Genomic DNA, 22,739 nt, shown 5'->3' with positions numbered 1-22,739 from the left:
CACATACTGCTCGGCAACCTTCAAATTGACGGCGTCCATGCCGCCCGTCGACTGGATCGCCTCGGCGATGGTGCGGATTGCCTTCGAATTCGCCTCGGCCACGGCGAGAATCGCGGCCGCCTCGCCTTGCGCCTGATTGATTGCGGCCTGCCGTTCGCCCTCGGACTTCTGGATGGCCGCCTCCCTCCCTCCGGCCGCAATGTTGATCTGCTCCTGCTTGCGCCCTTCCGACGCGGCAATTAGCGCACGCTTCTCACGCTCAGCCGTGATCTGCGCCTGCATGGCGTGCAGGATTTCCTTCGGCGGCGTCAAATCCTTGATTTCGTAACGCAGCACTTTCACGCCCCAGCTCGCTGCCGCCTCGTCGAGCGCAGAAACAACGCTGCGGTTGATGAGATCCCGTTCCTCAAACGTCTTGTCGAGTTCGAGCCGGCCAATGACGGAGCGCAGCGTGGTTTGGGAAAGCTGTGTGATGGCGAGCACGAAGTTGCTCGAGCCATATGACGCCTTCATGGGGTCGGTAACCTGGAAGTAGAGCACGCCATCGACCTGAAGCTGCGTGTTGTCCCGAGTGATGCAGATCTGCGCCGGCACATCCAGTGGAATTTCCTTGAGCACATGCCGGTGAGCGACGCGGTCCACGAACGGCAAGACGAAGTTGAGACCCGGCGCGAGCGTAGCGTGATAGCGGCCGAACCGCTCGACGACCCACGCATGCTGCTGTGGCACGATCTTGATCGACTGCGCCGCGATGACGATGGCGACGACGAGCAGTACTCCCCCCACGATGGTCATATCCATCTTTGTTCACTCCTTTTTGGTTGAAACCCGATGATGTGGCCGGGCCGAAGCCGGCTTTTTCTCAACGACGATGAGGCGGTTCGCTTGCACGGCGGCGACCTCGTAGAAGTGGGCATCGGCACGCGCGCCGGGGGCAAGCTCGACGTCCCATTCGGCGCCGCGATAGGGCACGCGAGCCCGGCCCTCACGCCAGCTTTCGACCTCGAGTGTTTCACCGATGTCCAAGTTGACGTCGGGGTTTGCCGATGTATCCCGCCCCTGCTTGGAGCGGCCTAGACGCGAGCGCTTGAGCGCGAAGAGCGCCCCCAATGCGACAAACGCTGCGGCGACGCATTGCCATGCCACTCCAGCCCCGGCCAGCTGCGCGAGTGCGGCCGCGATGAAGCCGAATGCGATCATGAGCAGGTAAAAGGTGCCCGTCAGCAGCTCGGCGACGATCAGCACACCGGCGCCGCCCCACCAAAGAAAGTCGTACGGCGACATCGTGGCCTCCCTGATTCTCGATAGGCGGCATCGCTGCCCGAATGCCGATACGGACAGTGAGCGCGTTGAATTAGACAAACGCCCCGGGGTATGCGCGGCCCCCAAAAAAAAGCCCCGGATATACCGGGGCGGTTATAGCACGAAGCAGCCGCGCCATCGAAGGCGCGACTGTTTTTTGGGCGGTTACTTCGCAGCCATTGATTTCGCAAGCGACTGCCACGTCTCGATGACCGTGTCCGGGTTGAGCGAAATCGATGTAATGCCTTGCTCGGTGAGCCACTGCGCGAAATCGGGGTGATCGGACGGACCCTGACCGCAAATACCGACGTACTTGTTCTGGCGCCGGCAGGCGTCGATTGCACGCTTGAGCAGCACCTGCACCGCCTCGTCACGTTCGTCGAAGTCCACTGCGAGCAGTTCCATACCCGAATCGCGGTCGAGGCCGAGTGTCAGCTGCGTGAGGTCGTTCGAACCGATCGAAAAGCCATCGAAGTGCTCGAGGAACTCGTCCGCCAGAATCGCATTCGACGGAATCTCGCACATCATAATGAGACGCAAACCGTTTTGGCCACGCTTCAGGCCGTACTTCTCGAGCAGGCCGATAACACGCTCAGCCTGCTTCAGCGTGCGCACGAACGGCACCATGACCTCAACGTTCGTGAGCCCCATGTCCTCCCGCACGCGCTTCAGTGCCAGGCATTCCATTTCGAACGCCGGAGCGAAGTCCTGTGCGATATAACGCGATGCACCGCGGAAGCCGAGCATCGGATTTTCCTCGTCAGGCTCGTAGCGCGAGCCGCCGATGAGCTTCTTGTACTCGTTCGACTTGAAGTCCGACAGACGCACGATGACGGGACGCGGGTAGAACGCTGCCGCAATCGTCGCAATCCCCTCGGCCAGCTTGTCGACATAGAACGCACGCGGTGATGCATGGCCGCGCGCGACGCTCTCGACCGCCTTCTTCAGATCCGCATCGATATTCGGATACTCGAGGATCGCCTTCGGGTGGACACCAATGTTGTTGTTGATGATGAATTCGAGCCGTGCCAGGCCGACGCCCGAGCTCGGCAGCTGCGCGAAATCGAACGCGAGTTGCGGATTGCCAACGTTCATCGCGATCTTGACCGGGATCGGCGGCAAATCACCGCGATCGATCTCAGTCACCTCCGTTTCCAGCAGGCCATCGTAAATCTTGCCTTCGTCGCCCTCGGCACACGACACCGTGACGAGCGTGCCGTCCTTCAACACGTCCGTGGCATCGCCGCAGCCGACCACCGCCGGCACACCGAGCTCGCGTGCAATGATCGCCGCATGACAGGTGCGTCCGCCGCGGTTCGTGATGATTGCCGAAGCGCGCTTCATGACCGGCTCCCAGTTCGGGTCCGTCATGTCGGCCACGAGCACATCGCCGGGTTGCACACGATCCATCTCCGAGGGGTCGCGAATGACGCGTACGCGCCCCGCACCGATCTTCTGCCCGATCGCGCGGCCCGTTACGAGCACCTGCGACTGCCCCTTCAGCTTGAAGCGCTGCTCGACCTTGCCCGAGCTTTGGCTCTTCACCGTCTCGGGACGCGCCTGCAGGATGAAGATCTTGCCGTCACGACCGTCCTTGCCCCACTCGATGTCCATCGGACGCTGGTAGTGGTTCTCGATGATGACCGCATACTTCGCCAGTTCGATGACGTCGTCGTCGGTGATCGAGAAGCGATTGCGCTGTTCGTGGGGGACATCAACCGTCTTCACGCGCCCCGGCTCGCCGGCCTGCGTGAACTCCATCTTGATGAGCTTCGAGCCGATCGAGCGACGGATGATCGGGTACTTGCCCTCGGCCAGCGTCGTCTTGAACACGTAGAACTCATCGGGGTTGACCGCGCCCTGGACGATGGTTTCGCCCAGCCCGTAGCTCGACGTGATGAATACCGCTCCCTCGAAGCCAGACTCGGTATCGAGCGTGAACATGACGCCGGCTGCGCCGACATCCGAGCGCACCATGCGCTGCACGCCGCACGATAGTGCGACTTCGGCATGCGTAAAGCCCTTGTGGACACGGTACGAGATGGCGCGATCGTTGTAGAGCGAAGCGAAAACGTGCTTCATGCGGTCGAGCACGTCTTCAACGCCGACCACGTTCAGATACGATTCCTGCTGCCCCGCGAACGACGCGTCAGGCAAGTCCTCCGCTGTCGCCGAAGAGCGCACAGCGAACGAAAGCTCCCCAGGGGAGCTCGCTTGCAACGTATCGAAGTGTGCGCGAACCTCAGCCTCGAGGCTCGGCTGCAGCGGCGCCTCGACGATCCATTCCCGAATTTCTTTGCCTGCGGCCGCGAGCGACTTGACGTCGTCGACGTCGAGCGACTCGAGACGCGCTGCAATGCGCTCGGTCAGGTTGTTGTGCTTGAGGAAGTCGCGGAACGCAAGCGCAGTCGTGGCGAACCCAGTCGGAACGCGAACACCCGCCTCAGCCAGTTGACTGATCATCTCGCCAAGCGACGCATTCTTGCCGCCGACGATTTCAACATCGCTCATGCGCAACTGTTCGAACGGGATTACATACGCCTGTTCCTTTGTGACGTTTGCAGCGTTAGTCATTGAAGCCCCTAAGTGTGAAAGAAATTCACGGCTGCACATGTGGGCTCGCATGCACGAGGCCCGAACAATCGGACCCGCACATCATGCACAACCTGTTGGAAAAGCAATCGAAAAAGCAAATCCATAGCAATTGCTTATCCAACAGGTTCCGGCTATTTTACTCCGCTGCCTCGCCAAATAGGGGCTGCCGCGAGATAATTGCGGCGCCCGCCTCCCCCGTTTCAGCTTGCTCAAATGCCGCCCACCGTATTTATCGTCTCCGACGGTACCGGGATCACTGCCGAAACGTTCGCGCATTCGATCCTGTCCCAGTTCGATCAGAAATTTCGCCTGCTGCGCGTGCCGTTCGTCGATTCGGCAGACAAAGCCCACGCAACTGTCCGAAAGATCAGCGAAGCGGCTGTGCTCGACGGTCGCCGGCCCATCGTCTTCACGACGCTCGTCGACAGTACGTCCAACGCGATCGTGAAGAACTCGAACGCGCTCGTGCTCGATATTTTTCAGCAGTTCGTCGAGCCGCTCGAGCAGGAGCTCGACATGAAATCGACACATGCGATCGGGCGGGGGCACCAGAACGCGGATACGGAGGAGTACAAGACGCGCATCGAGGCCATCAACTTCTCGCTCGCGCACGATGACGGCCAATCCGACCGCAACCTCGCTGACGCCGATGTCATCATGGTGGGCGTATCGCGCAGCGGCAAAACACCCACCAGTCTCTATCTCGCCATGCAATACGGGGTGAAGGCGGCGAATTACCCCCTGATCCCCGAGGACTTCGAGCGCGGCAAGTTGCCCACTCCGCTCGCACAGCATCGCGATAAGCTCTTCGGGCTGTCGATCGATCCGCAGCGGCTCTCGGAAATTCGCAATGAACGCAGGCCAGGCAGCAAATACGCGGCGCTCGAGAACTGCCGCTACGAGATCAATGAGGCGGAGACGATGATGCGGCGTGAGGGGATCAAGTGGCTCTCCTCGACGCACAAGTCGATCGAGGAGATAGCGACCACGATCCTGCAGGAAATCAAGCTCGACCGCGCGGCTTATTGAGACTCAGGTGCATCCCAAGGGGCCGCGCCACCCCAAAGGTGCGCGGCCACGACCGACGTCAGCCGCGTTGTTGGCGGCACTGCTCAAAGAGACAGACAGCGGCCGCCGCAGCCACGTTCAGCGACTCCATGCCGCCCGGCTGAGGAATGGTGAGCCGGTATGAGACGGCCTCGCGCCACGCCGCTGAGACGCCCGCGCCTTCATTGCCGAATACCCAGGCAATCGGCCCTGACAGATCGCAATCGTAAAGCGCCGCTTCGGCGTGAGAGTCCGTGATGGCGACAGGAACGGCCAAGCGTTCGATCAACGCCCGCGGCTCAATATCCTCATGCACGTCGAGCAAGAAATGCGCCCCCATGCCCGAGCGCAGCACTTTGGATGACCACGCATAAGCCGTCCCAGGCCCGCAAAACACTTGCGTTACGCCCGCCGCCGCGGCACTGCGCAGGATCGAGCCAACGTTGCCAGCGTCCTGCACCCCGTCGAGTACGACGCAAGCCGTCTCCACACGTTGAGGCAACGGCGGCGCGAGTTTCGGCACAACGAATAGCAGCCCGACGCCATTCACGACGTTCGACAACTGCCCGAACAGTGCCTCGGGCAGCATGACCACACGTGACGCGTCAACGCGGCCGAGGATCGCTTGCGCTTCCGGGTGCCGCAGCGCCTCGTCCGTCACAACGCACGTTTCCGGCTCGCCCGCCACATCGAGATAAGCGCCGGCAAGATGGAAGCCCTCAAGCAGCGCATGGCCGCTCTTTCGTTGCTGGTGCGTCGAACCGGCGAGCGCTTTTAAACGCTTGTAAAGCGGGTTATCGCGAGAGGTAATGGCTTTCACGCGGCAGGCCCGACTAGGTGATTGTCATAGGGAGTGTCATGCTGAGCGGCCTCGCCGGCCACCGCCTGCCCGAGCGCATGGCCCGCGGGCTCGTGAGCGTCCGGGAAAGCGATCTGCGCTTCGCCCTCATCCTGCCCGGCACCGACGAGTTCGACCACCTCCTCGAGTGTCGTGGGCGTAACGACTTCCACGCCCTGAGGCAGTGCCACCGCGATGCCACTGCGCGCATACGCTTCGCGCACCGGCGCGAACGAGCGGCGGTGATGCTCGCACGGACCATGCTCGAGCAAGGCGGCGAGATGCTGCGGCGTGCCGTAGCCGACGTGTGAATCGAAACCGTACATGGGAAAACGAAGATGAAGATCGGCCAACATCCGGTCGCGCGTGACCTTGGCGAGAATCGACGCAGCCGAGATCGCCGGAACAAGCGCATCGCCGCCGATAATCGCCTCGCTGCGCACGGATAGCACGGGGCACCGGTTCCCGTCGATTTTGGCGAGCGTCGGCGTCACCGCAAGCCCCTCGACAGCCCGCTTCATGGCGAGCATCGTCGCATGCAGGATATTGAGCGAATCGATTTCTTCGACGCTCGCTGAGGCGATGCAATAAGCGATGGAACGCTCGACGATTTTCTCGTAAAGCGCTTCGCGCGTTTTCGCATTGAGCACCTTCGAATCGTCAAGGCCTCGGATGCGGCGTTTCGGATCGAGAATTACCGCCGCCGCGACCACGGGCCCAGCCAGCGGCCCGCGCCCAGCCTCGTCGACGCCGCAGACGATATCGAGCGGCGACTCGAATTCGAGCGCCGACTGGACAGACTTGACCGCCCTGTCGCGCGGCACCGTTCCGGCAGAACTATCGACTGCCGCGTTCGTGGCCGTTTGCCTTGTCACTTTTTTCCCCACGACTACCTGGCTCGGACGGCGCGTTGCTCTTGACGCCGTCATGTGCGCAGCTTCCGTGCATCGATCACACGCTCGACCGCCTCGGCCGCGCGTTGCGCCGTATCTCGTCGCAGCACGTGATGCATCTGCGTGAAGACGTCGTTGAGCGTGCGCCGATTCGCTTCGTCATGCAACTGAACCAGCATTGCGTCGGCCAACGCTGCCGGTGTCGCGAAATGCTGAAGAATTTCCGGCACCACAAAGCGTCCGGCCAAGATGTTCGGCAAGCCGACGTACGGCAGATAGCCCTGCCGGCGCATGATCTGGCCGGTCAACCACGGCACCTTGTAAGAAATCACCATCGGCTTCTTGAGCAGCGCCGCTTCGAGCGTGACAGTCCCGCTTTTGACGAGCACCGCATCGGCAGCCGTCATCGCGCGCTGGGCGTCGCCATCGGTGATGGTGAGCGCGAGCCCGGGGTGCGCATCCATAAGCGGCTGCAACAGCGCGCGCAGTGCCGGCGTGGCGGCCGGCATCACGAAACGGACTGACGGCTCACGCTGCTGGATCAGCGCCATGGCATCGAAAAATGTCGGCCCGATCAGCCCGATCTCCGAACGGCGACTGCCCGGCAGCACAGCAATGATCGGACCGCTTTCGGGCAGTCCAAGCGCACGGCGCGCACCCGCCGTATCGGGCTCGAGAGGAATTTCGTCGGCGAGCGGATGACCGACGTAGGTAGCCGCAACCCCCGCCTTCTCGAGCAGCTCGGTCTCGAAGGGGAAAACGCACAGCATGTGATCGACGGCTTTCGCGATCTTCTTGATACGACCGCCACGCCAAGCCCAGATAGACGGGCAGACATAGTGAATCGTCGGGATGCCGGCCGCGCGCAACGGCTCCTCGACTCCGAAGTTGAAGTCGGGGGCGTCCACGCCGATGTACACATGGGGCCGATCGGCTAGCAATTGACGCTTGAGCTCGCCGCGAATCCGGAGAATTTCGGGTACATGCCGTAGCGCTTCCACATAGCCGCGCACGGTCAACTTCTCCATGGGCCAATGGGCCTCGAAGCCATGAGCCATCATGCGCGGACCACCGATGCCGTAGTACCGTGTGCCTTCGGGCAGCTGGCGAGCAAGGCCGTCCAGTAGCGCGGCGGCGAGCAAATCGCCGGATGGCTCGCCCGCCGCCAGGGCGATGCGCAGCGGACTCGTGTGCAGCGCCATCTATCGGATGATGCCGCGCTGCGACGTCTCGATGAACGCAGTGAGCTTGCGCACGTGTTGATCGCCGTCGCCGCCCTCTGACGAGAGATCAGCGAGTTGCGCCTTGGCCTCTTCAAGCGAAAGGCCGTTTTTGTAAAGCAGCCGATACGCCGAGCGCAGCGCCGAAATGGCATCGGCCGAGAAACCGCGGCGGCGCAGCCCTTCGACGTTGATGCCATGCGGCACAGCCTTGTTGCCGGCTGCGATGACGAACGGCGGAAGGTCCTGCACGAGCGCCGATGCACCGCCCAGCATCGAATGCTCGCCGATCCTGACAAACTGATGCACGCCCGACATACCGGCGACAATTGCCCAATCGCCCACGATCACATGCCCTGCCATCTGGGCAGTGCTCGACAGAATCACGTTACTGCCGATCTGGCAGTCATGTCCGATATGGACATACGCCATGATCCAGTTGTCGTCACCGACCGTCGTCACCCCGCTGTCTTGGACCGTGCCGGTATGGATCGTTGTGAACTCGCGAATCGTATTGCGATCGCCGATGACGAGCCGAGTCGGCTCCCCCTTGTACTTCATGTCCTGCGGCCGGCCGCCGATCGAGGCGTAATGTCCGATCTGATTGCCGGCGCCGATCGTCGTATGGCCTTCGATCACGCTGTGCGAACCGACGACGGTGCCCGCACCCATCGTCACGTTCGCGCCGACAATCGAGTATGCGCCGATCACGACATCCTCGGCGAGCTCGGCGCCCGGCTCGATGACGGCGGTGGGATGAATGCTGCTCATACGCTTGCCCTTATCGTTAATCGCCGTTGTGCTTGACCGTGCACATCAAGTCGGCTTCCGCTGCCGTCACCCCGTTCACTTCCGCAAAAGCCTTGAACTTGTAGATGCCGCGCATGTAGCGTTCGAAGGACACGTTCAGAATGAGCTGGTCGCCCGGCTCGACGACACGCTTGAACCGAGCCCCATCGATGCCGGCGAAATAGTAAAGGGTCTTTTGCGGATCGTGCGGCTCCTCGGCGAACGTCAAAAGCGCCGCCGTTTGCGCGAGCGCCTCGAGGATCAGCACGCCCGGCATCACGGGCCGTTGCGGAAAATGCCCCATGAAGTACGGCTCGTTGATCGACACGTTCTTCAGCGCCTTGATGCTCTTGCGAGGTTCAAGCTCCAGCACACGATCGACGAGCAGGATCGGATAGCGATGCGGCAGCAGCGTGAGAATCTGGTGAATGTCGAGATTGATTTTTTCGGTGGTCATGATGTGTCTGCTCCACGCTCGGTGCGCGGACGATAACTGATACTTCAGGCGGCCGCTCCGGCCGCGCTTGGCTGCCAGCAGTGCGTTTGCCCGCCGTGCCGGCCGTTGCGCGCCGTACAGCAAGACGCACACAGCGCAACAGCGGTCGGCCTCCCCGTTTGCTCTATGCGCCGCTGTCGCGTTGTTCGGCAGCGGCCTCCAATGCTTTGATACGATCGCGCAGCTTGTCGAGATTGCGCATCAGCGCCGCGCTCTTGTTCCACTGCGCATTCTCGATGGCGGGAAACGCGCTGGTGTAGATGCCGGCCTTCGGCAGCGATTTCGATACACCCGACTTCGCCGTCACGATCACATAATCGCCCAGCGTGACGTGCCCCGCGATCCCGACCGCACCGCCGATCATGCAATGTTTGCCGATCGTCGTGCTCCCCGCGATCCCGGCGCAACCGGCGATCACGGTATACGCGCCGATGCGGCAGTTGTGGCCGATCTGCACCTGGTTGTCGATCTTGACGCACTCTTCGATGACCGTATCGGCCATTGCACCGCGGTCGATCGTCGTGTTCGCGCCAATTTCGACGTCGGCGCCGATCTTCACCCCGCCAACTTGAGGAATCTTGACCCAACTGCCCGTACGCGCCGCGCCCTCGCCCACGAAGTCCGGCGCGAAACCAAAGCCGTCCGAGCCGATGACGGCGCCGGCGTGGACAATCGCGCGCGGTCCGATCTTACAGCCGTGATAGACGCTCACGCGCGGATACAGGTGTGAGCTCTCGCCCACATGGGTGCCGCGTCCGATGAAGACACCCGCATCGAGGCGCACCCCTTCACCGACGACCGCACCCGCCTCGATGACGACGTTCGGTCCGATGACGGCCGTCTTCGCGACTTGCGCAGCCGGATCGACCACGGCGCTCGGATGCACCCCCATCAGTGCCGCTGGAGCAGCCAAATCGATGAACATCTGCGCGACGCGCGCAAAGTAGGCATAAGGGTTGGGTGTAACGATGAAGCTGCGTCCCTCACGCGAGGTCAGCTTGTCCAAGTCGGCAGGCGCAATCAGCACCGCACCCGCACGCGTTGCGTCCACCTGGGACAGGTACTTTGGGTTCGCCAAAAACGCGAGCTGATGCGGCTGTGCCTGATCGAGCGGCGCAAGGCCGCCAACACGCACCATTGCATCCCCGACGACCTCGCCGCCGAAACGCTTCGCAATTTCACCGAGCGTTATTGCCATTCGCCTGCGACTCCCGAGTTCAATTAGTAACAGCCGGTGCCGATGCGGCTATCGCCTTCAGCACCTGATCGGTAATGTCGATGCGCGGGCTGACATAGACCGCTTCCTGCACGATCAGGTCGTAGTGCTGCTGCTCGGCGAACTGTTTGATGACCTTGTTGGCCTTGTCCAGCACGGCGGCGAGCTCTTCGTTGCGGCGTTGGTTCAAATCCTCGTTGAACTCGCGGCGCTTGCGCTGAAAGTCACTGTCAAGGTTGGACAGATCACGCTGCCTGTCGGCACGCTCGGACGGCGACATCGACGGGCCGTTCTTGTCGAGCGCGTCCGACATCGCCTTGAGGCGCTGCGCCATATCGCGCAGATCCTTGTCCCGCTTGGCAAATTCGGCTTCGAGTTTCTTTTGTGCGGCTTGCGCCATGGCCGATTCGCGCAGGATGCGATCGGAATTAACCGCCGCGATGCGGGCTTCCTGCGCATGCGCCGGCGCACTAGCCGCGCCGAGCGTCGCGGCCAGCGCGGCCGCACACATCAAGCGTTTCGAAAACGTACCGGTTAGCAATATCTTCCTCTCGATGCTGGATGTGAGCGCCATCAGAATGCGGTCCCGATCTGGAACTGGAATTTTTGGTACTGATCGCCCGAATGTTTCTGGAGCGGGAAACCCAGACTCAACTTGAGCGGGCCGATCGGCGAGATCCACGCCAGGCCTAAGCCGTAGCCGTAGCGCAAGCCATTCGCGTCGATGCTGTTACCGAGGTCGCCCCATACGTTGCCGGCGTCGAAGAACGTGAACACGCGCAACGTGCGATCGTAGCCACTGCCGGGCAGCGGAAACGTGAGCTCGATGTTGCCGACGACCATCTTCGAGCCGCCGATCGGGTCGCTGGTCGACTCATCGCGCGGGCCAAGCGAACTCGGTTGATAACCACGCACAGAACCGATGCCGCCTGCGAAGTAATTCTTGAAGATCGGAAACGGCTTGCCGCCGAAACCGTTGCCGTAGCCGCCCTGGAAGTTGAGCCCCAGAACAAAGCCGCGAGCGAACGAGTAATAGTACTGCGCCTGGACATCGGCCTTGTAGTACCGGGTCGCGCCGATCGGCGTACCGAACTCGGCACTGGCCTGCGTGAAGTAGCCGCGGCTCGGCACCAGTGCGCTGTCGCGCGCATCGCGCGACCAACCCGCCGTCAGCGGTAGGTTGTTCGAAATTCGGCCGAACGACGCCACGTATTGCTGATAGGCATCAGGCGTTTCTGCATCGGGGTCGAGCCGATTCTGCTCAAAACCCGCGCCGAAATAGACCGTGTCCAGCTCCGAAAACGGGATGCCGAACTTCAGATCGCCACCGGCCGTCACGATGCGGAAACTCGAATTGGTCGAGTAGTAAAGCGGTTGCGTCGTGCGGTAATACACATCGGTAATCCGCTTGATCCCGTCCACCGTAAAGTACGGATCGACCTGCGTGACCGTCAGCGTCCGGTACGTACGCGACGTATTGACGTTCACGTTGAGGCTCGTGCCCGAGCCGAAGACGTTGTCCTGCGAGACGCCCGCCGAGATTATGACCTTGTCCGTCGACGAGAAACCGGCACCGAGCGTGATGGCCCCCGTCGGCTTCTCGGCGACCTTCACGTCGACGTCAACCTGATCGGGCGTGCCAGCCACGGGCACCGTCGTCACGTCAACATTGGTGAAGTAGCCGAGACGGTTGATGCGATCCTTCGAGAGTGCAAGCCGGCCCGAATCGAACCACGAACTCTCGAGCTGACGAATCTCGCGGCGAATCACCGCATCGCGCGTGCGCGTGTTGCCCGTGACGTTGACGTGCCGCACATACACGCGACGGCTCGGGTCGACTTGCAAGGTCAGCACGACTGTGTGGTGCTGCTGATCGATCATCGGGTGCGCATTGACAGTCGCAAACGCGTAGCCGTACTCGCCCAGTTTGTTGACGATGGCCCTCGTCGTCGCTTGCAGCTTCTCAGCCGAAAACCGATCGCCCGATTTGATTTTGACGAGCTCTTCCAGCTCGCCGCCCCGGTCCAGCAGATTGCCGACGAGCTTCACGTCCGACACGGTATACGGCTCGCCTTCATGCACCGTCAGCGTGAGGTACATGTCCTTCTTGTCCGGCGAGATCGAAACCTGCGTCGACTCGATGTTGAACTCGAGATAACCCCGGTTCAAATAGTGCTGGCGGATATTTTCGAGATCCGTCGTCAGCTTGTCTTTCGAATACAGATCGTTCTTCGTGTACCAGGAGAACCAGTTCGGCGTCGAAAGCTGCATCTCATCGCGCAGCATGCTCGAGCTGAACGCACGATTGCCGACGAAATTGACCTGGCGGATTTTCGCTTTCGGCCCTTCGGCTACCGAAAACAAAATGGACACGCGATTATGATCGACCGGCGTCACGGTGGTCTTCACCTCGGCCGCGTAAAATCCGCGCGTCAAATACTGGTGCTTCAGTTCCTGCTCGGCGCGATCGACGAGCGACTTATCGTAGTAGCGACCTTGCGCGAGGCCGACGCCCTTGAGCGCCTTGAAGAGCGCGTCCTTTTCAAATTCGTGCAGCCCCGAAAAATCGATCGTCGCGATCGCCGGCCGCTCGACGACATGGACGACGACATCATCCGCTTCAGTCGAAATACGGACATCGTTGAAAAAGCCCGTGCTGTAAAGCGCCCGAATCGCCTCCGAGGCCTTCTCGTCTGTGAACGTATCGCCTTGCTTGATCGGCAGGTAGGCGAACACCGTACCGGGCTCGATCCGTTGCAGCCCTAAGATCCGAATGTCTTTCACTACGAATGGCGGCGTTGCGTTTGCCACGAGTCCATGAGCGGCGATGGCCGCAGCTGCAACAGTCTTAGGAACAAAGCGATGCGTTTTCAACAACGTACTTCCCCAGTGTTTTTAGCTGCATCCTTCCACAGCGGCATGCAGACTGAGCATGCGCCGGACGCTTTAGAAGTGGATCAATCGAGCCAGATCGTTGAATAGCGCAATCGCCGACAAGGCGACGATGCAAACGAGGCCGGCCCGTTGCAGTAGGAGCTGCCATCGCTCCGATACGGTTTTGCCGGTCGCGGCTTCGACCAGATAATATAACAGATGCCCCCCGTCCAATACCGGAATCGGCAATAAGTTCAGGACTCCGAGACTAATGCTCACCAGCGAAAGAAACGATAAAAACGCGGCCCAGCCGAGCTGCGCGCTCTTGCCTGCATAGTCAGCGATCGTGACGGGCCCGGAAAGATTCTTGATCGACGCCTCGCCCGTCAGCATGCGCCCGAACATCCGCACCGAGTACACGGCGATATCCCAGGTGCGCCGAACACCGCGCACGACGCTTTCCACGGGCCCGTAGCGCACCTCGACGGTCGTCACCTTCGTTGCCAGTGCCGCGCCGATGCGGCCGATCTCACCGCCCGTTTGCGGATCGCGCTGCGCTTGCGGCGTGATCGTGAGATCGAGCAGCGGGCCTGCCGCACTGGCGCCCCTCTCGACTTGCAGCGTGATCGGGCGCCCCGCGTGCGACTTTACGTAATCGATAAACGTCTGCGCACCGTCGATGCGCCGACCGTCCACACCGCGCAACGTATCCCCTGCGGCGAGACCCGCGCGCTGCGCCGCACTGCCGGCTTCGACAGCGGCGACCGACAACGCACCGCCCTCATCGAACCCGAGCATCGACGCGAAATCCTCGTCGACGTCGCGCTCCGAGACCTGGCTGAGGTCCACGGGAAAATCGTAGACGCCGTCCTTTTCCCGCGCACGCATGAGGATACGCCGGTGATCGAATGCAGCGTCGAGCAGCTTCCAGCGCAAGTCCGACCATGAGCGCACTGGCTCGATGACACTGCCGTGCTCGTCGCCGATCGCGAGGATCGTTTCGCCCCCCTCAAAGCCGGCACGCGCGGCGACGCTGCCCGCGGGCGGCGTCGCGAGCGTTGCCGTCGGCTCGACCACACCCGTCGCAAAAACCACGGCGAACAGCACAATCGCGAGCAGGAAGTTCGCGATCGGGCCGGCTGCCACGATCGCGATGCGCTTGGCCACATTTTGGCGGTTGAACGCGAAAGGCAGATCGCGCTCGGCAATACGCTGCCCGGGGTCGCGCTCGTCGAGCATCTTCACGTAGCCGCCGAGCGGCAGCGCCGAAATCGTCCACTCGGTGCCGCTTTCTTTGCCGACCCATTGAACGATCGGTTTGCCGAAGCCGATCGAAAAACGCAACACCTTCACGCCGCAAAGTCTTGCGACGCCGTAATGCCCGTACTCGTGCACCACAACGAGCACGCCGATTGCGAAGGCAAACGCGGCGATTTCGATCAGCAGGTTCATTGCCGTCTCACTGGACAGCGCGATCGGCCGGCCCCGTACCCGTACGATCCGCTAGGCGTCCGGCAAACGGACGCGACGCGATGAAATCAAGGGCCGCGCGACGTGCAGCCGCATCAGCCTCAAGCACGTCGTCGAGCCCGCCCGGAACGCGGTTCGGCAGCGCGTCGAGCACTGCGTCCACAGTCTGCGCGATTTGTGTAAAGCCGATGCGCCGCGTCAAAAACGCCTCGACGGCGATCTCGTTGGCGGCGTTGAGCGCGGTGCTCGCAATGCCACCCGCCGCCAGCGCCTGCATGGCGAGCGCCAAGCACGGGAAACGCTCGTAATCAGGCTGCTCGAAGCTCAGCGACGCAACCTGCGCCAGATCAAGCTGCGGGACGCCGGAGTCGACGCGTTCAGGAAATGCTAACGCATGAGCAATCGGCGTGCGCATGTCGGGATTGCCGAGCTGAGCGAGGACCGAGCCGTCCGCATAGGAAACCAGCGAATGAATCACGCTCTGCGGGTGAATCAGCACGTCGATGCGCTCGCCCGGGAGTCCAAACAGCCAATGGGCCTCGATCACCTCGAGCCCCTTGTTCATCATCGTCGCCGAATCGACCGAGATCTTGCGCCCCATGACCCAGTTTGGATGCTTGCAGGCCTCCTCGGGCGTCACGTCGTGGAGCGTGGCAGGATCGCGCGTGCGGAACGGGCCGCCCGAGGCGGTCAGGATGATCTTCGCAACGCCGCCGTGCAGCGCAACCTCGCGCGGCAGGCATTGGAAAATTGCATTGTGCTCGCTGTCGACGGGCAGCAGCGTCGCCCCATGATCCCGCACCGCATCCATGAAGATGGCGCCCGACATGACGAGCGCTTCCTTGTTGGCAAGCAGGATGCGCTTGCCCGCCTTGGCGGCCGCAAGCGATGGCGCAAGTCCGGCCGCACCGACGATCGCGGCGACAACCGTGTCGCAACCCGTGCTTTCCGACACTTCGACGAGCGCCTCTCGGCCATACGCCACTTGGGTCGCCGAACCGGCCGAGCGCAACTGCGCTTCGACGCGCGCGGCTGTATCGGCATCGCCGACCACCGCCACGTCCGGCCGGAATTTCAAGCATTGCTCAACGAGCTTGTCCCCGTTTCGATGGGCGCTCAACGCGTGGACTTCAAAGCGTTCCGGATGGCGGGCGACGACGTCGAGCGTGCTGTCACCGATCGAGCCCGTCGAACCGAGCAGTGTTAACCGTTTTTTCATATGTCATTCCCAGGGCCTGACCGCACCCTCACATCGAGCCCTATTTTCCTCTCACCGCGCTAGCTGACGAGGAGCATGGCAAGCGGCAGCGCCGGCAGCAAAGCGTCGATGCGGTCCAGCACGCCACCATGCCCCGGCAACAGACCGCTCGAGTCCTTCACGCCGGCTTGGCGTTTGAGCATCGACTCGAACAGATCGCCGACAATGCTGAACGCGACGAGCACAGTGAGCGCAAGCATCGCGCGCACCCAACCGCCGCGCATGCCGAGCGTCGTAAAAAGTGTAGGCGCCAGCGCGTGCGTCGCGAGCGCCGCCGTGCCGACGACAACCACCGACACCCATCCACCGACCGCGCCCTCCCATGTTTTACCCGGGCTGATCGCTGGTGCAAGCTTGTGTTTTCCGAATGCCTTGCCCGCAAAGTATGCGCCGATGTCCGCGAGCCACACGACAATCAGTAAAGATAGGACAAACGATACGCCGATCTCGCGAGCCACTATGAGCGCATGCCAGCACGCGACAAAAAGGACAATACCGGTCAGAAGCAGAAAAACGCGCCATGCACCGTAGGCCAGCAGCGGCTTGCGCAACAGTACGAACGGTCCTGCCAGCACCCAGAAGACGGCCGCTGCCTCAAAGAGCGGCCGAGCGGCACGCGTGCCAGAGCCGAGTCGCGTGCTGGCGAGCACGGCCAGCGCCGCCAGTGCCGCGTAGCCGATCGCCGCGAGGCCGGGCAACTTCAGGAGGCGCGCCCATTCCCACGCGGCAAGGGCGACGACAAGTCCGATCAAAGCGCCAAATCCAGACACCGGCGCATACAACGTCACCGGGACGAAAACCGCCAGCAGCACGACGGCCGTGACGACACGAGTCTTCAACATGGGAGCGAATCGACGTCCTGCGAGAGCGGCTCCACCTGGGCACTTGTCCGTCCGAACCGGCGCTCGCGCCGGCCGTACGAGGCGATCGCGTCGACCAAGGTATCGGCGTTGAAATCGGGCCAGTACTTTTCGGTGAAATAAAGTTCGGTATAGGCGAGTTGCCACAGCAGGAAATTGCTGATGCGCGTTTCGCCGCCCGTGCGGATGAAAAGGTCGGGCTCGGGCGCATAGGCGAGCGCAAGGTGTTCCGCGAACGACTGTTCGTCTATCGTGCCGACGCGCCCCTCGCGGGCGGCCTCCTCGGCCAGCTTGCGCGTCGCCTGAAGAATGTCCCAGCGACCACCGTAGTTTGCGGCAATCGTAAGCGTGAGACGCGTGTTGCGGGCTGTCTTCGCCTCGGCACGCCGGATCAAATCCTGGATGCGCGAATCGAACTGCGACAGATCGCCTACCACGCGCAGGCGTATGCCGTTCGCATGCAGCTTGCCGACCTCACGCTCGAGCGCCGTCACAAAAAGGCGCATGAGAAAGGACACTTCATCGCCAGGCCGCCGCCAGTTCTCGGAACTGAAGGCGAACAGCGTCAAATATTCGACGCCCGCGCGCGCGCATGCCTCGACGCAGGCGCGCACAGCATCGACGCCGCGCGTGTGGCCTGCCACGCGCGGCAAACGGCGCTGTGTTGCCCAGCGCCCGTTGCCGTCCATGATGATCGCGATATGCCGCGGGACCGCCGCGACATCAGGCACACGAACAGTTGAGCTGGTATAGGTCATGGGCGCCGGGACGAATGACTGCCGAAGAAAGTCGCTGCAGAAGAAAATGAAACCGAAGGCCGTGTCGGGGCAGCAGCCCTCAGACGGTCATGATCTCGGCTTCCTTCGTATGAACGAGCTTGTCGATCTCAGCGACGAATTTGTCCGTGAGTTTCTGCACGTCATCGCTGGCGCGGCGCTCATCGTCCTCCGAGATCTCCTTGTCCTTCACGAGTTTCTTCAACTGCTCGTTGGCGTCCCGGCGCAGATTTCGCACGGCGACTTTGGCCGTTTCACCTTCACTCTTGACCACCTTCGTCAACTCGCGGCGACGCTCTTCGGTGAGTGCGGGCATCGGCACGCGAATCTGATCGCCCTGCGTCGCCGGGTTCAGACCGAGATCGGACTCACGGATCGCCTTCTCGACGATCGCGACCATCTTCTTTTCCCACGGCTGCACGCCGATCGTCCGCGCGTCGATGAGCGTCAGATTCGCAACTTGCGAGATGGGCACGTTCGAACCGTAATAGTCGACCTGGATGTGATCGAGCAGACCCGTATGCGCGCGGCCCGTGCGAATCTTCGCCAAGTCGTTCTTGAACGCCTCGATCGAACGCTGCATCTTCTGATCGGTGCCCTTTTTGATCTCTGCGACACTCATTTGAACCTCCGAACCTACGTGACAGTGCGGATCGTCGGCTGCGAAGCGGCGCTCGTCGTCGCCGGCGCCGCGCGCCCCGCATTCCTGCGAAAGTTTAAACGTGGACGAGCGTACCCTCGTCCTCACCTTGTACGATGCGCTTCAACGCACCCGCCTTACCGATCGAAAACACACGGATCGGGAGTTTTTGGTCGCGGCACAGCGCGAAAGCCGTCGCGTCCATAACCTGAAGATTTCGGCCGATGGCCTCATCGAAGGTGATCGTGGCGTAGCGCGTCGCCGTCGGATCCTTGTTCGGGTCCGCGGAGTAGACGCCATCGACTTTCGTCGCCTTCAAGACCACCTCGGCGCCGATTTCCGAGCCACGTAGCGCAGCGGCCGTATCCGTCGTAAAAAACGGATTGCCCGTTCCCGCCGCGAAAATCACGACTTTGCCTTCCTCGAGCTGGCGAATTGCACGAGGGCGAATGTACGGCTCAACGACTTGATCCATGCGCAACGCCGACTGGACGCGCGCCTCGATGCCGGCATGCCGCATTGCATCCTGCAAGGCGAGCGCATTCATCATCGTCGCGAGCATGCCCATGTAGTCGGCCGTCGCGCGGTCCATCCCGGCCGCGCCGCCGGCAACGCCGCGAAAGATATTGCCGCCGCCGATGACGACCGCCACCTGCGTCCCAAGGCGCACGACCTCGGAGATATCCGTCACCATTCCCTCTATCGTCGAGCGATTGATGCCGAAGGCATCCTCGCCCATCAAGGCCTCACCGGAGAGTTTGAGAAGAACGCGTTTATAGGCTGTGGGCATAGCGGTATCCGATCGCGCCGAATAAAGATGACAACAATGTGGAACTGTAGGGGTGAAACTTGACTTGGAGCAAGCGGCGCATCCGTCTCACCCTCGACTGCGCGACAGTGATGCACATCGGGGTTAACCCCAAGACAGCACTTTCGCACAGCGGCCGCTCGCGCGCGGCGCCCCGCATTGACTGCACACGCCGGTGCAAATTCGATGCAGCGCAACCGCTCGCGCTTAACTGCTTAACCGCTGACTGCTTACTGCTGACGTGCAGCCGCAACTTGCGCAGCCACTTCAGCCGCGAAGTCGTCTTGACGCTTTTCGATGCCTTCGCCCACCACATAGAGCGTGAACTTCTGCACCGAAGCACCAGCTGCCTTCAACATCTGCTCGATCGTCTGCTTGTCGTTCTTAACGAACGTCTGGTTCAACAGCGACACTTCCTTCAGGTACTTCTGCACGCTGCCTTCGACCATCTTGGCCGTAATTTCAGCGGGCTTGCCCGACTCGGCCGCCTTTTGCTCAGCAATGCTGCGCTCCTTGGCGATCAATTCGGCAGGCACGTCGTCGGACGACACTGACACCGGCTTCATCGCAGCGATATGCATCGCGACGTCCTTGCCCACCTGATCTTCGCCGCCCGTGAACTCGACGAGAACGCCGATGCGCGCGCCGTGGAGGTACGTAGCAAGCTTGTTGGCCGTTTCATAGCGCACAAAACGGCGGATCGACAGGTTTTCACCGATCTTGCCGACGAGCGCAGAGCGAACCGCGTCAACCGTCTGGCCGTTGATGGTCAGCGCGGAAAGCGCGTCCACGTCGGCGGGGTTCTGCGTGACGATGAGTTCTGCAACCTGCTTCGAGAACGCGATGAAGTCGTCGTTCTTCGCCACGAAGTCCGTCTCGCAGTTGAGCTCGACCAGCGCGCCAACGTTGCCGCCGATGAACGAGACGATGACGCCTTCGGCCGTGACGCGCGACGCAGCCTTGCTCGCCTTGTTGCCAAGCTTGACGCGCAGCAGCTCTTCAGCGCGGGCCATGTCGCCGTCCGCTTCCGTCAGCGCCTTTTTGCATTCCATCATCGGCGCGTCGGTCTTCGCGCGCAGTTCTGCCACCATGCTTGCGGTAATTGCCGCCATCATTCGCTCCTTGGGTCTGTCTGTCATACGCCGCCCCGCTTTCGATGCGTGACGGCAGGCATTCGTTCACACGGCATCCAGCGCAAACCGCACGATGCCGCCCGGACGGCCTAAACCGGGCTCACTGAAATACGAGGGGGCTGGCCTTCTCGCCCGGATGGCCCTCATTCCGGTAGCCGCCCCTGCCGAACCTAAAAAAAGGGGGCTCTCAAAAGCCCCCTTTTCCGTCGGCCACCGGGTTGCTTTACGCCTCCCCGTTGACCTCGACGAATTCATCGCCTTCACCGCGCGCGGCTTGAACGACTTCATTCACCGCATTTGCCCGGCCTTCGAGGATCGCATCAGCCACGCCGTTCGTATAAAGCGCGACGGCCTTGCTTGCATCGTCGTTACCCGGGATCACGTAGTCGACACCCTCGGGCGAATGGTTCGTATCGACCACGGCGATGACGGGCACGCCCAGCTTCTTCGCCTCGGTCACGGCGATCTTGTGATAGCCGACATCGACGACGAAAATCGCGTCCGGAATGCCGCCCATATCCTTCACGCCGCCGATCGACTTCTGCAGCTTGGCGATCTCGCGCTCGAACAGCAGCGCTTCTTTCTTGCTCATGCGCTCGAGCTCACCTGCCTCGACGGCCGCTTCCATGTCCTTCAGACGCTTGATGGACACCTTGAGCGTCTTGAAGTTCGTCAACATACCGCCCAGCCAACGCTGGTTGACGAAAGGCATGCCTGCGCGCGCTGCTTCTTCAGCAATCGTGTCGCGCGACTGGCGCTTCGTGCCGACGAAAAGAATCGTGCCGCGATTCGCTGCCAACTGACGCACGTACTTCAGTGCGTCGTTGTACATCGGCAGCGTCTTTTCGAGGTTGATGATGTGAATCTTGTTGCGATGGCCGAAGATGAAAGGGGCCATCTTGGGGTTCCAGAAGCGAGTCTGGTGTCCGAAGTGGACGCCGGCTTCCAGCATCTGACGCATGGTAACTGCCATGAAAATTCTCCACGAGGGTTGGTTCTTAAGCCGACTGCCGCACCGGTATCGCGCCTGCGCGACCAAAGCCTTACCTACCACTTTGGACCTACCCGGCTCTAGTCCGGTATGCTCCGGCATTGCTCCCGGAGCCCACGCAGGGCGAAACCGGCACCCTGGGTGCGCCGGCTTGCGAGTCAGCCGCCCCATCCGGCACAAAGACCGGCACCAAAGGCGACTAGCCAGCGAGTATAGCACGCACGGGTGAACCCTCTCAAGACGGCCACGTGGCGTTGTGCCGCGTGTTAGCCTAAGTTTTAGCCCGAAGTCGCGACGCCCCTGTTCCGCAAAAGCCAAATGCTTTCCTTCATAGAGGTGCGTGACGGCGGAAGGTGTTGTCGTGAGCGGGAGCGCCAGAGGCTCGAAGCCGACGTCATGAAGGCGCATCCCCCCAGTGGCCGGAGGCCATTTTGTTGTTCGCCGGGAAGCGCGGAGGTTCATCTCTTCGCGGCAAAAGGACAAGCGCAGATTATTAAGGCGCAGGCTGACGGGATCGGGCTGATGTCGACGCGGGCATGCGATCAGCTCGTCGGACGATAACATCGGCGGTGACATCGCCCGAACCTTACGATTTTCGGCCTAACTGCGGGTGGCGCCCCATACGAAGACCGGCTATTGGACCTCCGACAACGCCGCGTTGCCCGCCGTCAAGGCGCTGACTGCGTGGCGCCGTGCGCTCGCTGGCGTCGACGGCGGCAGGTCCGGCAAGGGCACCGCCGCGTGCTTTGCCGCAGCGATGGCAGCGGGCGGCAAGGGGGGAAGGTTGACCGCGCCCAACGTCGTGCTGTGCTGGGCAGGCTGGGGAGCATTCGCCACAAAAATCCGCGCCGCCAGCGTGAACCGCCGCAGCTGCAGCGCGTCGAGCGGCCCGGCGCCCGCCTCGCTGCGCAACTGCACGCGCAACGGCAGGCCTTGGCTCGCGTCCGGCGTCCAGCTCAGCAGATAGCGAGCGCTGTCTTGCTGGGTCACCTGGGCGCGCTCGAGCAGCCGGATCAGGCCGAAGTGCCCGGGCGCATCGAGCGCCGAGCGCAGCCCGCCCTGCTCGGTCTGCCATTCGAGATGGGTGCGCGTCTCGAGCGCCTGGCCCGGCCACTCGAACGGCACCCACGCCTCTTGCTGGTTGAAGTAATGCAGCGTGCTGTCGGCGAGCACGAACTTCATGTCGGTGATGCCCGGGGTTGGCACCGCGCGTAGCTCGAAGCGCACGTGCGCGTCGCCCGACGGAAACAGCACCGTCGATACGCGCGTGAGCCGGTTCAGCCCCTCGAGAAACGCCGGATCGAGCGTGAGCGCGCCGGAGTTCGCGCCCTGCGCGGCCACCCAGTGATCGCCCTGGCGCTCGACGACGCCGGCCAACTGCGTCGTCACGATCTGCGCGATCACGCCGTGATCCGGCTGCATGAAGCGCGCCATCTGGGGCAGCGAGGCGTCGTTGTCCGAATCGGCGAAGGGATAGCGCCCGCCCAATGCGTGGTTCCAGTCCGCCACGATTGCCGTGCGCCAAATCTCGTT

The 22,739-nt window shown here is 62.1% G+C and carries 21 protein-coding genes; 1 reads left to right on the top strand and 20 read right to left on the bottom strand.

All coding sequences use genetic code 11. The annotated features are described in order from the left end of the window. The 3 genes from VL598_RS08500 to ppsA form a co-directional block, all read right to left on the bottom strand. Positions 1 to 801: SPFH domain-containing protein (locus VL598_RS08500; RefSeq protein WP_325326264.1), on the bottom strand; the 801-nt coding region annotated here is incomplete at its 3' end. 6 nt (positions 802 to 807) lie between these two features. Next, entirely contained in the window at positions 808 to 1,284 is a 477-nt protein-coding gene (locus VL598_RS08495) for an NfeD family protein (RefSeq protein ID WP_325326263.1), read from the bottom strand. 183 nt (positions 1,285 to 1,467) lie between these two features. Further along, positions 1,468 to 3,876, bottom strand: a complete 2,409-nt coding sequence (ppsA, locus tag VL598_RS08490; protein WP_325326262.1) for a phosphoenolpyruvate synthase — start codon at positions 3,874 to 3,876, stop codon at positions 1,468 to 1,470. A gap of 234 nt (positions 3,877 to 4,110) precedes the next feature. On the opposite strand from ppsA, the gene ppsR reads away from it, so the two are divergent. Next, entirely contained in the window at positions 4,111 to 4,926 is an 816-nt protein-coding gene (gene ppsR / locus VL598_RS08485; protein ID WP_325326261.1) for a posphoenolpyruvate synthetase regulatory kinase/phosphorylase PpsR, read from the top strand. Between the two features lie 58 nt (positions 4,927 to 4,984). Here ppsR and VL598_RS08480 read toward each other — a convergent pair whose 3' ends face one another. The 17 genes from VL598_RS08480 to VL598_RS08400 all read right to left on the bottom strand — a co-directional run. Then, positions 4,985 to 5,764 (bottom strand): RNA methyltransferase, encoded by a 780-nt coding sequence (locus VL598_RS08480; protein ID WP_325326260.1) that lies wholly within the window; start codon positions 5,762 to 5,764, stop codon positions 4,985 to 4,987. Next, a complete protein-coding gene (gene rnhB / locus VL598_RS08475) occupies positions 5,761 to 6,711 on the bottom strand; it encodes a ribonuclease HII (protein WP_414718681.1) in 951 nt (316 codons plus the stop codon). The genes VL598_RS08480 and rnhB overlap by 4 nt, the downstream gene beginning before the upstream one ends. Beyond that, the gene (lpxB, locus tag VL598_RS08470; protein ID WP_325326259.1) at positions 6,708 to 7,877 is read right to left on the bottom strand and encodes a lipid-A-disaccharide synthase; all 1,170 of its coding nucleotides are present in this window, start codon (positions 7,875 to 7,877) and stop codon (positions 6,708 to 6,710) included. Before lpxB ends, rnhB begins: the two co-directional genes overlap by 4 nt. After that, on the bottom strand, positions 7,878 to 8,666 hold the full coding sequence (lpxA, locus tag VL598_RS08465; protein WP_325326258.1) for an acyl-ACP--UDP-N-acetylglucosamine O-acyltransferase: 789 nt from the start codon (positions 8,664 to 8,666) through the stop codon (positions 7,878 to 7,880). Between the two features lie 16 nt (positions 8,667 to 8,682). Next, positions 8,683 to 9,141 (bottom strand): 3-hydroxyacyl-ACP dehydratase FabZ, encoded by a 459-nt coding sequence (gene fabZ, locus VL598_RS08460; RefSeq protein WP_325326257.1) that lies wholly within the window; start codon positions 9,139 to 9,141, stop codon positions 8,683 to 8,685. Positions 9,142 to 9,304: 163 nt separating this feature from the next. Next, entirely contained in the window at positions 9,305 to 10,378 is a 1,074-nt protein-coding gene (gene lpxD, locus VL598_RS08455) for a UDP-3-O-(3-hydroxymyristoyl)glucosamine N-acyltransferase (RefSeq protein ID WP_325326256.1), read from the bottom strand. A 19-nt stretch (positions 10,379 to 10,397) separates the two neighbouring features. Then, positions 10,398 to 10,937: an OmpH family outer membrane protein gene (locus VL598_RS08450; RefSeq protein ID WP_325326266.1), complete on the bottom strand. Its 540-nt coding sequence runs from the start codon at positions 10,935 to 10,937 to the stop codon at positions 10,398 to 10,400. A gap of 32 nt (positions 10,938 to 10,969) precedes the next feature. Beyond that, positions 10,970 to 13,273, bottom strand: a complete 2,304-nt coding sequence (bamA, locus tag VL598_RS08445; protein ID WP_325326255.1) for an outer membrane protein assembly factor BamA — start codon at positions 13,271 to 13,273, stop codon at positions 10,970 to 10,972. 69 nt (positions 13,274 to 13,342) lie between these two features. Beyond that, a complete protein-coding gene (gene rseP / locus VL598_RS08440) occupies positions 13,343 to 14,722 on the bottom strand; it encodes an RIP metalloprotease RseP (protein ID WP_325326254.1) in 1,380 nt (459 codons plus the stop codon). Between the two features lie 7 nt (positions 14,723 to 14,729). Further along, positions 14,730 to 15,959, bottom strand: a complete 1,230-nt coding sequence (locus tag VL598_RS08435) for a 1-deoxy-D-xylulose-5-phosphate reductoisomerase (protein WP_325326253.1) — start codon at positions 15,957 to 15,959, stop codon at positions 14,730 to 14,732. 59 nt (positions 15,960 to 16,018) lie between these two features. Continuing rightward, on the bottom strand, positions 16,019 to 16,840 hold the full coding sequence (locus VL598_RS08430; RefSeq protein ID WP_325326252.1) for a phosphatidate cytidylyltransferase: 822 nt from the start codon (positions 16,838 to 16,840) through the stop codon (positions 16,019 to 16,021). Beyond that, a complete protein-coding gene (gene uppS, locus VL598_RS08425) occupies positions 16,834 to 17,616 on the bottom strand; it encodes a polyprenyl diphosphate synthase (protein ID WP_325326251.1) in 783 nt (260 codons plus the stop codon). Before uppS ends, VL598_RS08430 begins: the two co-directional genes overlap by 7 nt. A 79-nt stretch (positions 17,617 to 17,695) precedes the next feature. Next, entirely contained in the window at positions 17,696 to 18,256 is a 561-nt protein-coding gene (frr, locus tag VL598_RS08420; protein WP_325326250.1) for a ribosome recycling factor, read from the bottom strand. Positions 18,257 to 18,350: 94 nt separating this feature from the next. After that, entirely contained in the window at positions 18,351 to 19,064 is a 714-nt protein-coding gene (gene pyrH / locus VL598_RS08415) for a UMP kinase (protein WP_325326249.1), read from the bottom strand. Positions 19,065 to 19,312: 248 nt separating this feature from the next. Then, the gene (tsf, locus tag VL598_RS08410) at positions 19,313 to 20,194 is read right to left on the bottom strand and encodes a translation elongation factor Ts (RefSeq protein ID WP_325326265.1); all 882 of its coding nucleotides are present in this window, start codon (positions 20,192 to 20,194) and stop codon (positions 19,313 to 19,315) included. 244 nt (positions 20,195 to 20,438) lie between these two features. Beyond that, entirely contained in the window at positions 20,439 to 21,188 is a 750-nt protein-coding gene (gene rpsB, locus VL598_RS08405; protein ID WP_325326248.1) for a 30S ribosomal protein S2, read from the bottom strand. A gap of 651 nt (positions 21,189 to 21,839) precedes the next feature. Next, on the bottom strand, positions 21,840 to 22,739 hold a 900-nt coding region (locus tag VL598_RS08400), incomplete at its 5' end, for a type VI secretion IcmF C-terminal domain-containing protein (protein ID WP_325326247.1).

Source organism: Trinickia sp. (genome assembly GCF_035492435.1).
GTDB lineage: Bacteria > Pseudomonadota > Gammaproteobacteria > Burkholderiales > Burkholderiaceae > Trinickia.
Note: the sequence above shows the minus strand (reverse complement) of the source record. Positions and strands in the feature narration are given on the sequence as shown.

Excerpts from the sequence above, each read along its gene's own strand:
- VL598_RS08495 (WP_325326263.1), bottom strand. The coding sequence starts at position 1,284 with ATGTCGCCGTACGACTTTCTTTGGTGGGGCGGCGCCGGTGTGCTGATC.
- ppsA (WP_325326262.1), bottom strand. The coding sequence starts at position 3,876 with ATGACTAACGCTGCAAACGTCACAAAGGAACAGGCGTATGTAATCCCG.
- ppsR (WP_325326261.1), top strand. The coding sequence starts at position 4,111 with ATGCCGCCCACCGTATTTATCGTCTCCGACGGTACCGGGATCACTGCC.
- rnhB (WP_414718681.1), bottom strand. The coding sequence starts at position 6,711 with ATGACGGCGTCAAGAGCAACGCGCCGTCCGAGCCAGGTAGTCGTGGGG.
- lpxB (WP_325326259.1), bottom strand. The coding sequence starts at position 7,877 with ATGGCGCTGCACACGAGTCCGCTGCGCATCGCCCTGGCGGCGGGCGAG.
- lpxA (WP_325326258.1), bottom strand. The coding sequence starts at position 8,666 with ATGAGCAGCATTCATCCCACCGCCGTCATCGAGCCGGGCGCCGAGCTC.
- fabZ (WP_325326257.1), bottom strand. The coding sequence starts at position 9,141 with ATGACCACCGAAAAAATCAATCTCGACATTCACCAGATTCTCACGCTG.
- lpxD (WP_325326256.1), bottom strand. The coding sequence starts at position 10,378 with ATGGCAATAACGCTCGGTGAAATTGCGAAGCGTTTCGGCGGCGAGGTC.
- rseP (WP_325326254.1), bottom strand. The coding sequence starts at position 14,722 with ATGAACCTGCTGATCGAAATCGCCGCGTTTGCCTTCGCAATCGGCGTG.
- VL598_RS08435 (WP_325326253.1), bottom strand. The coding sequence starts at position 15,959 with ATGAAAAAACGGTTAACACTGCTCGGTTCGACGGGCTCGATCGGTGAC.
- VL598_RS08430 (WP_325326252.1), bottom strand. The coding sequence starts at position 16,840 with ATGTTGAAGACTCGTGTCGTCACGGCCGTCGTGCTGCTGGCGGTTTTC.
- uppS (WP_325326251.1), bottom strand. The coding sequence starts at position 17,616 with ATGACCTATACCAGCTCAACTGTTCGTGTGCCTGATGTCGCGGCGGTC.
- frr (WP_325326250.1), bottom strand. The coding sequence starts at position 18,256 with ATGAGTGTCGCAGAGATCAAAAAGGGCACCGATCAGAAGATGCAGCGT.
- pyrH (WP_325326249.1), bottom strand. The coding sequence starts at position 19,064 with ATGCCCACAGCCTATAAACGCGTTCTTCTCAAACTCTCCGGTGAGGCC.
- tsf (WP_325326265.1), bottom strand. The coding sequence starts at position 20,194 with ATGGCGGCAATTACCGCAAGCATGGTGGCAGAACTGCGCGCGAAGACC.
- rpsB (WP_325326248.1), bottom strand. The coding sequence starts at position 21,188 with ATGGCAGTTACCATGCGTCAGATGCTGGAAGCCGGCGTCCACTTCGGA.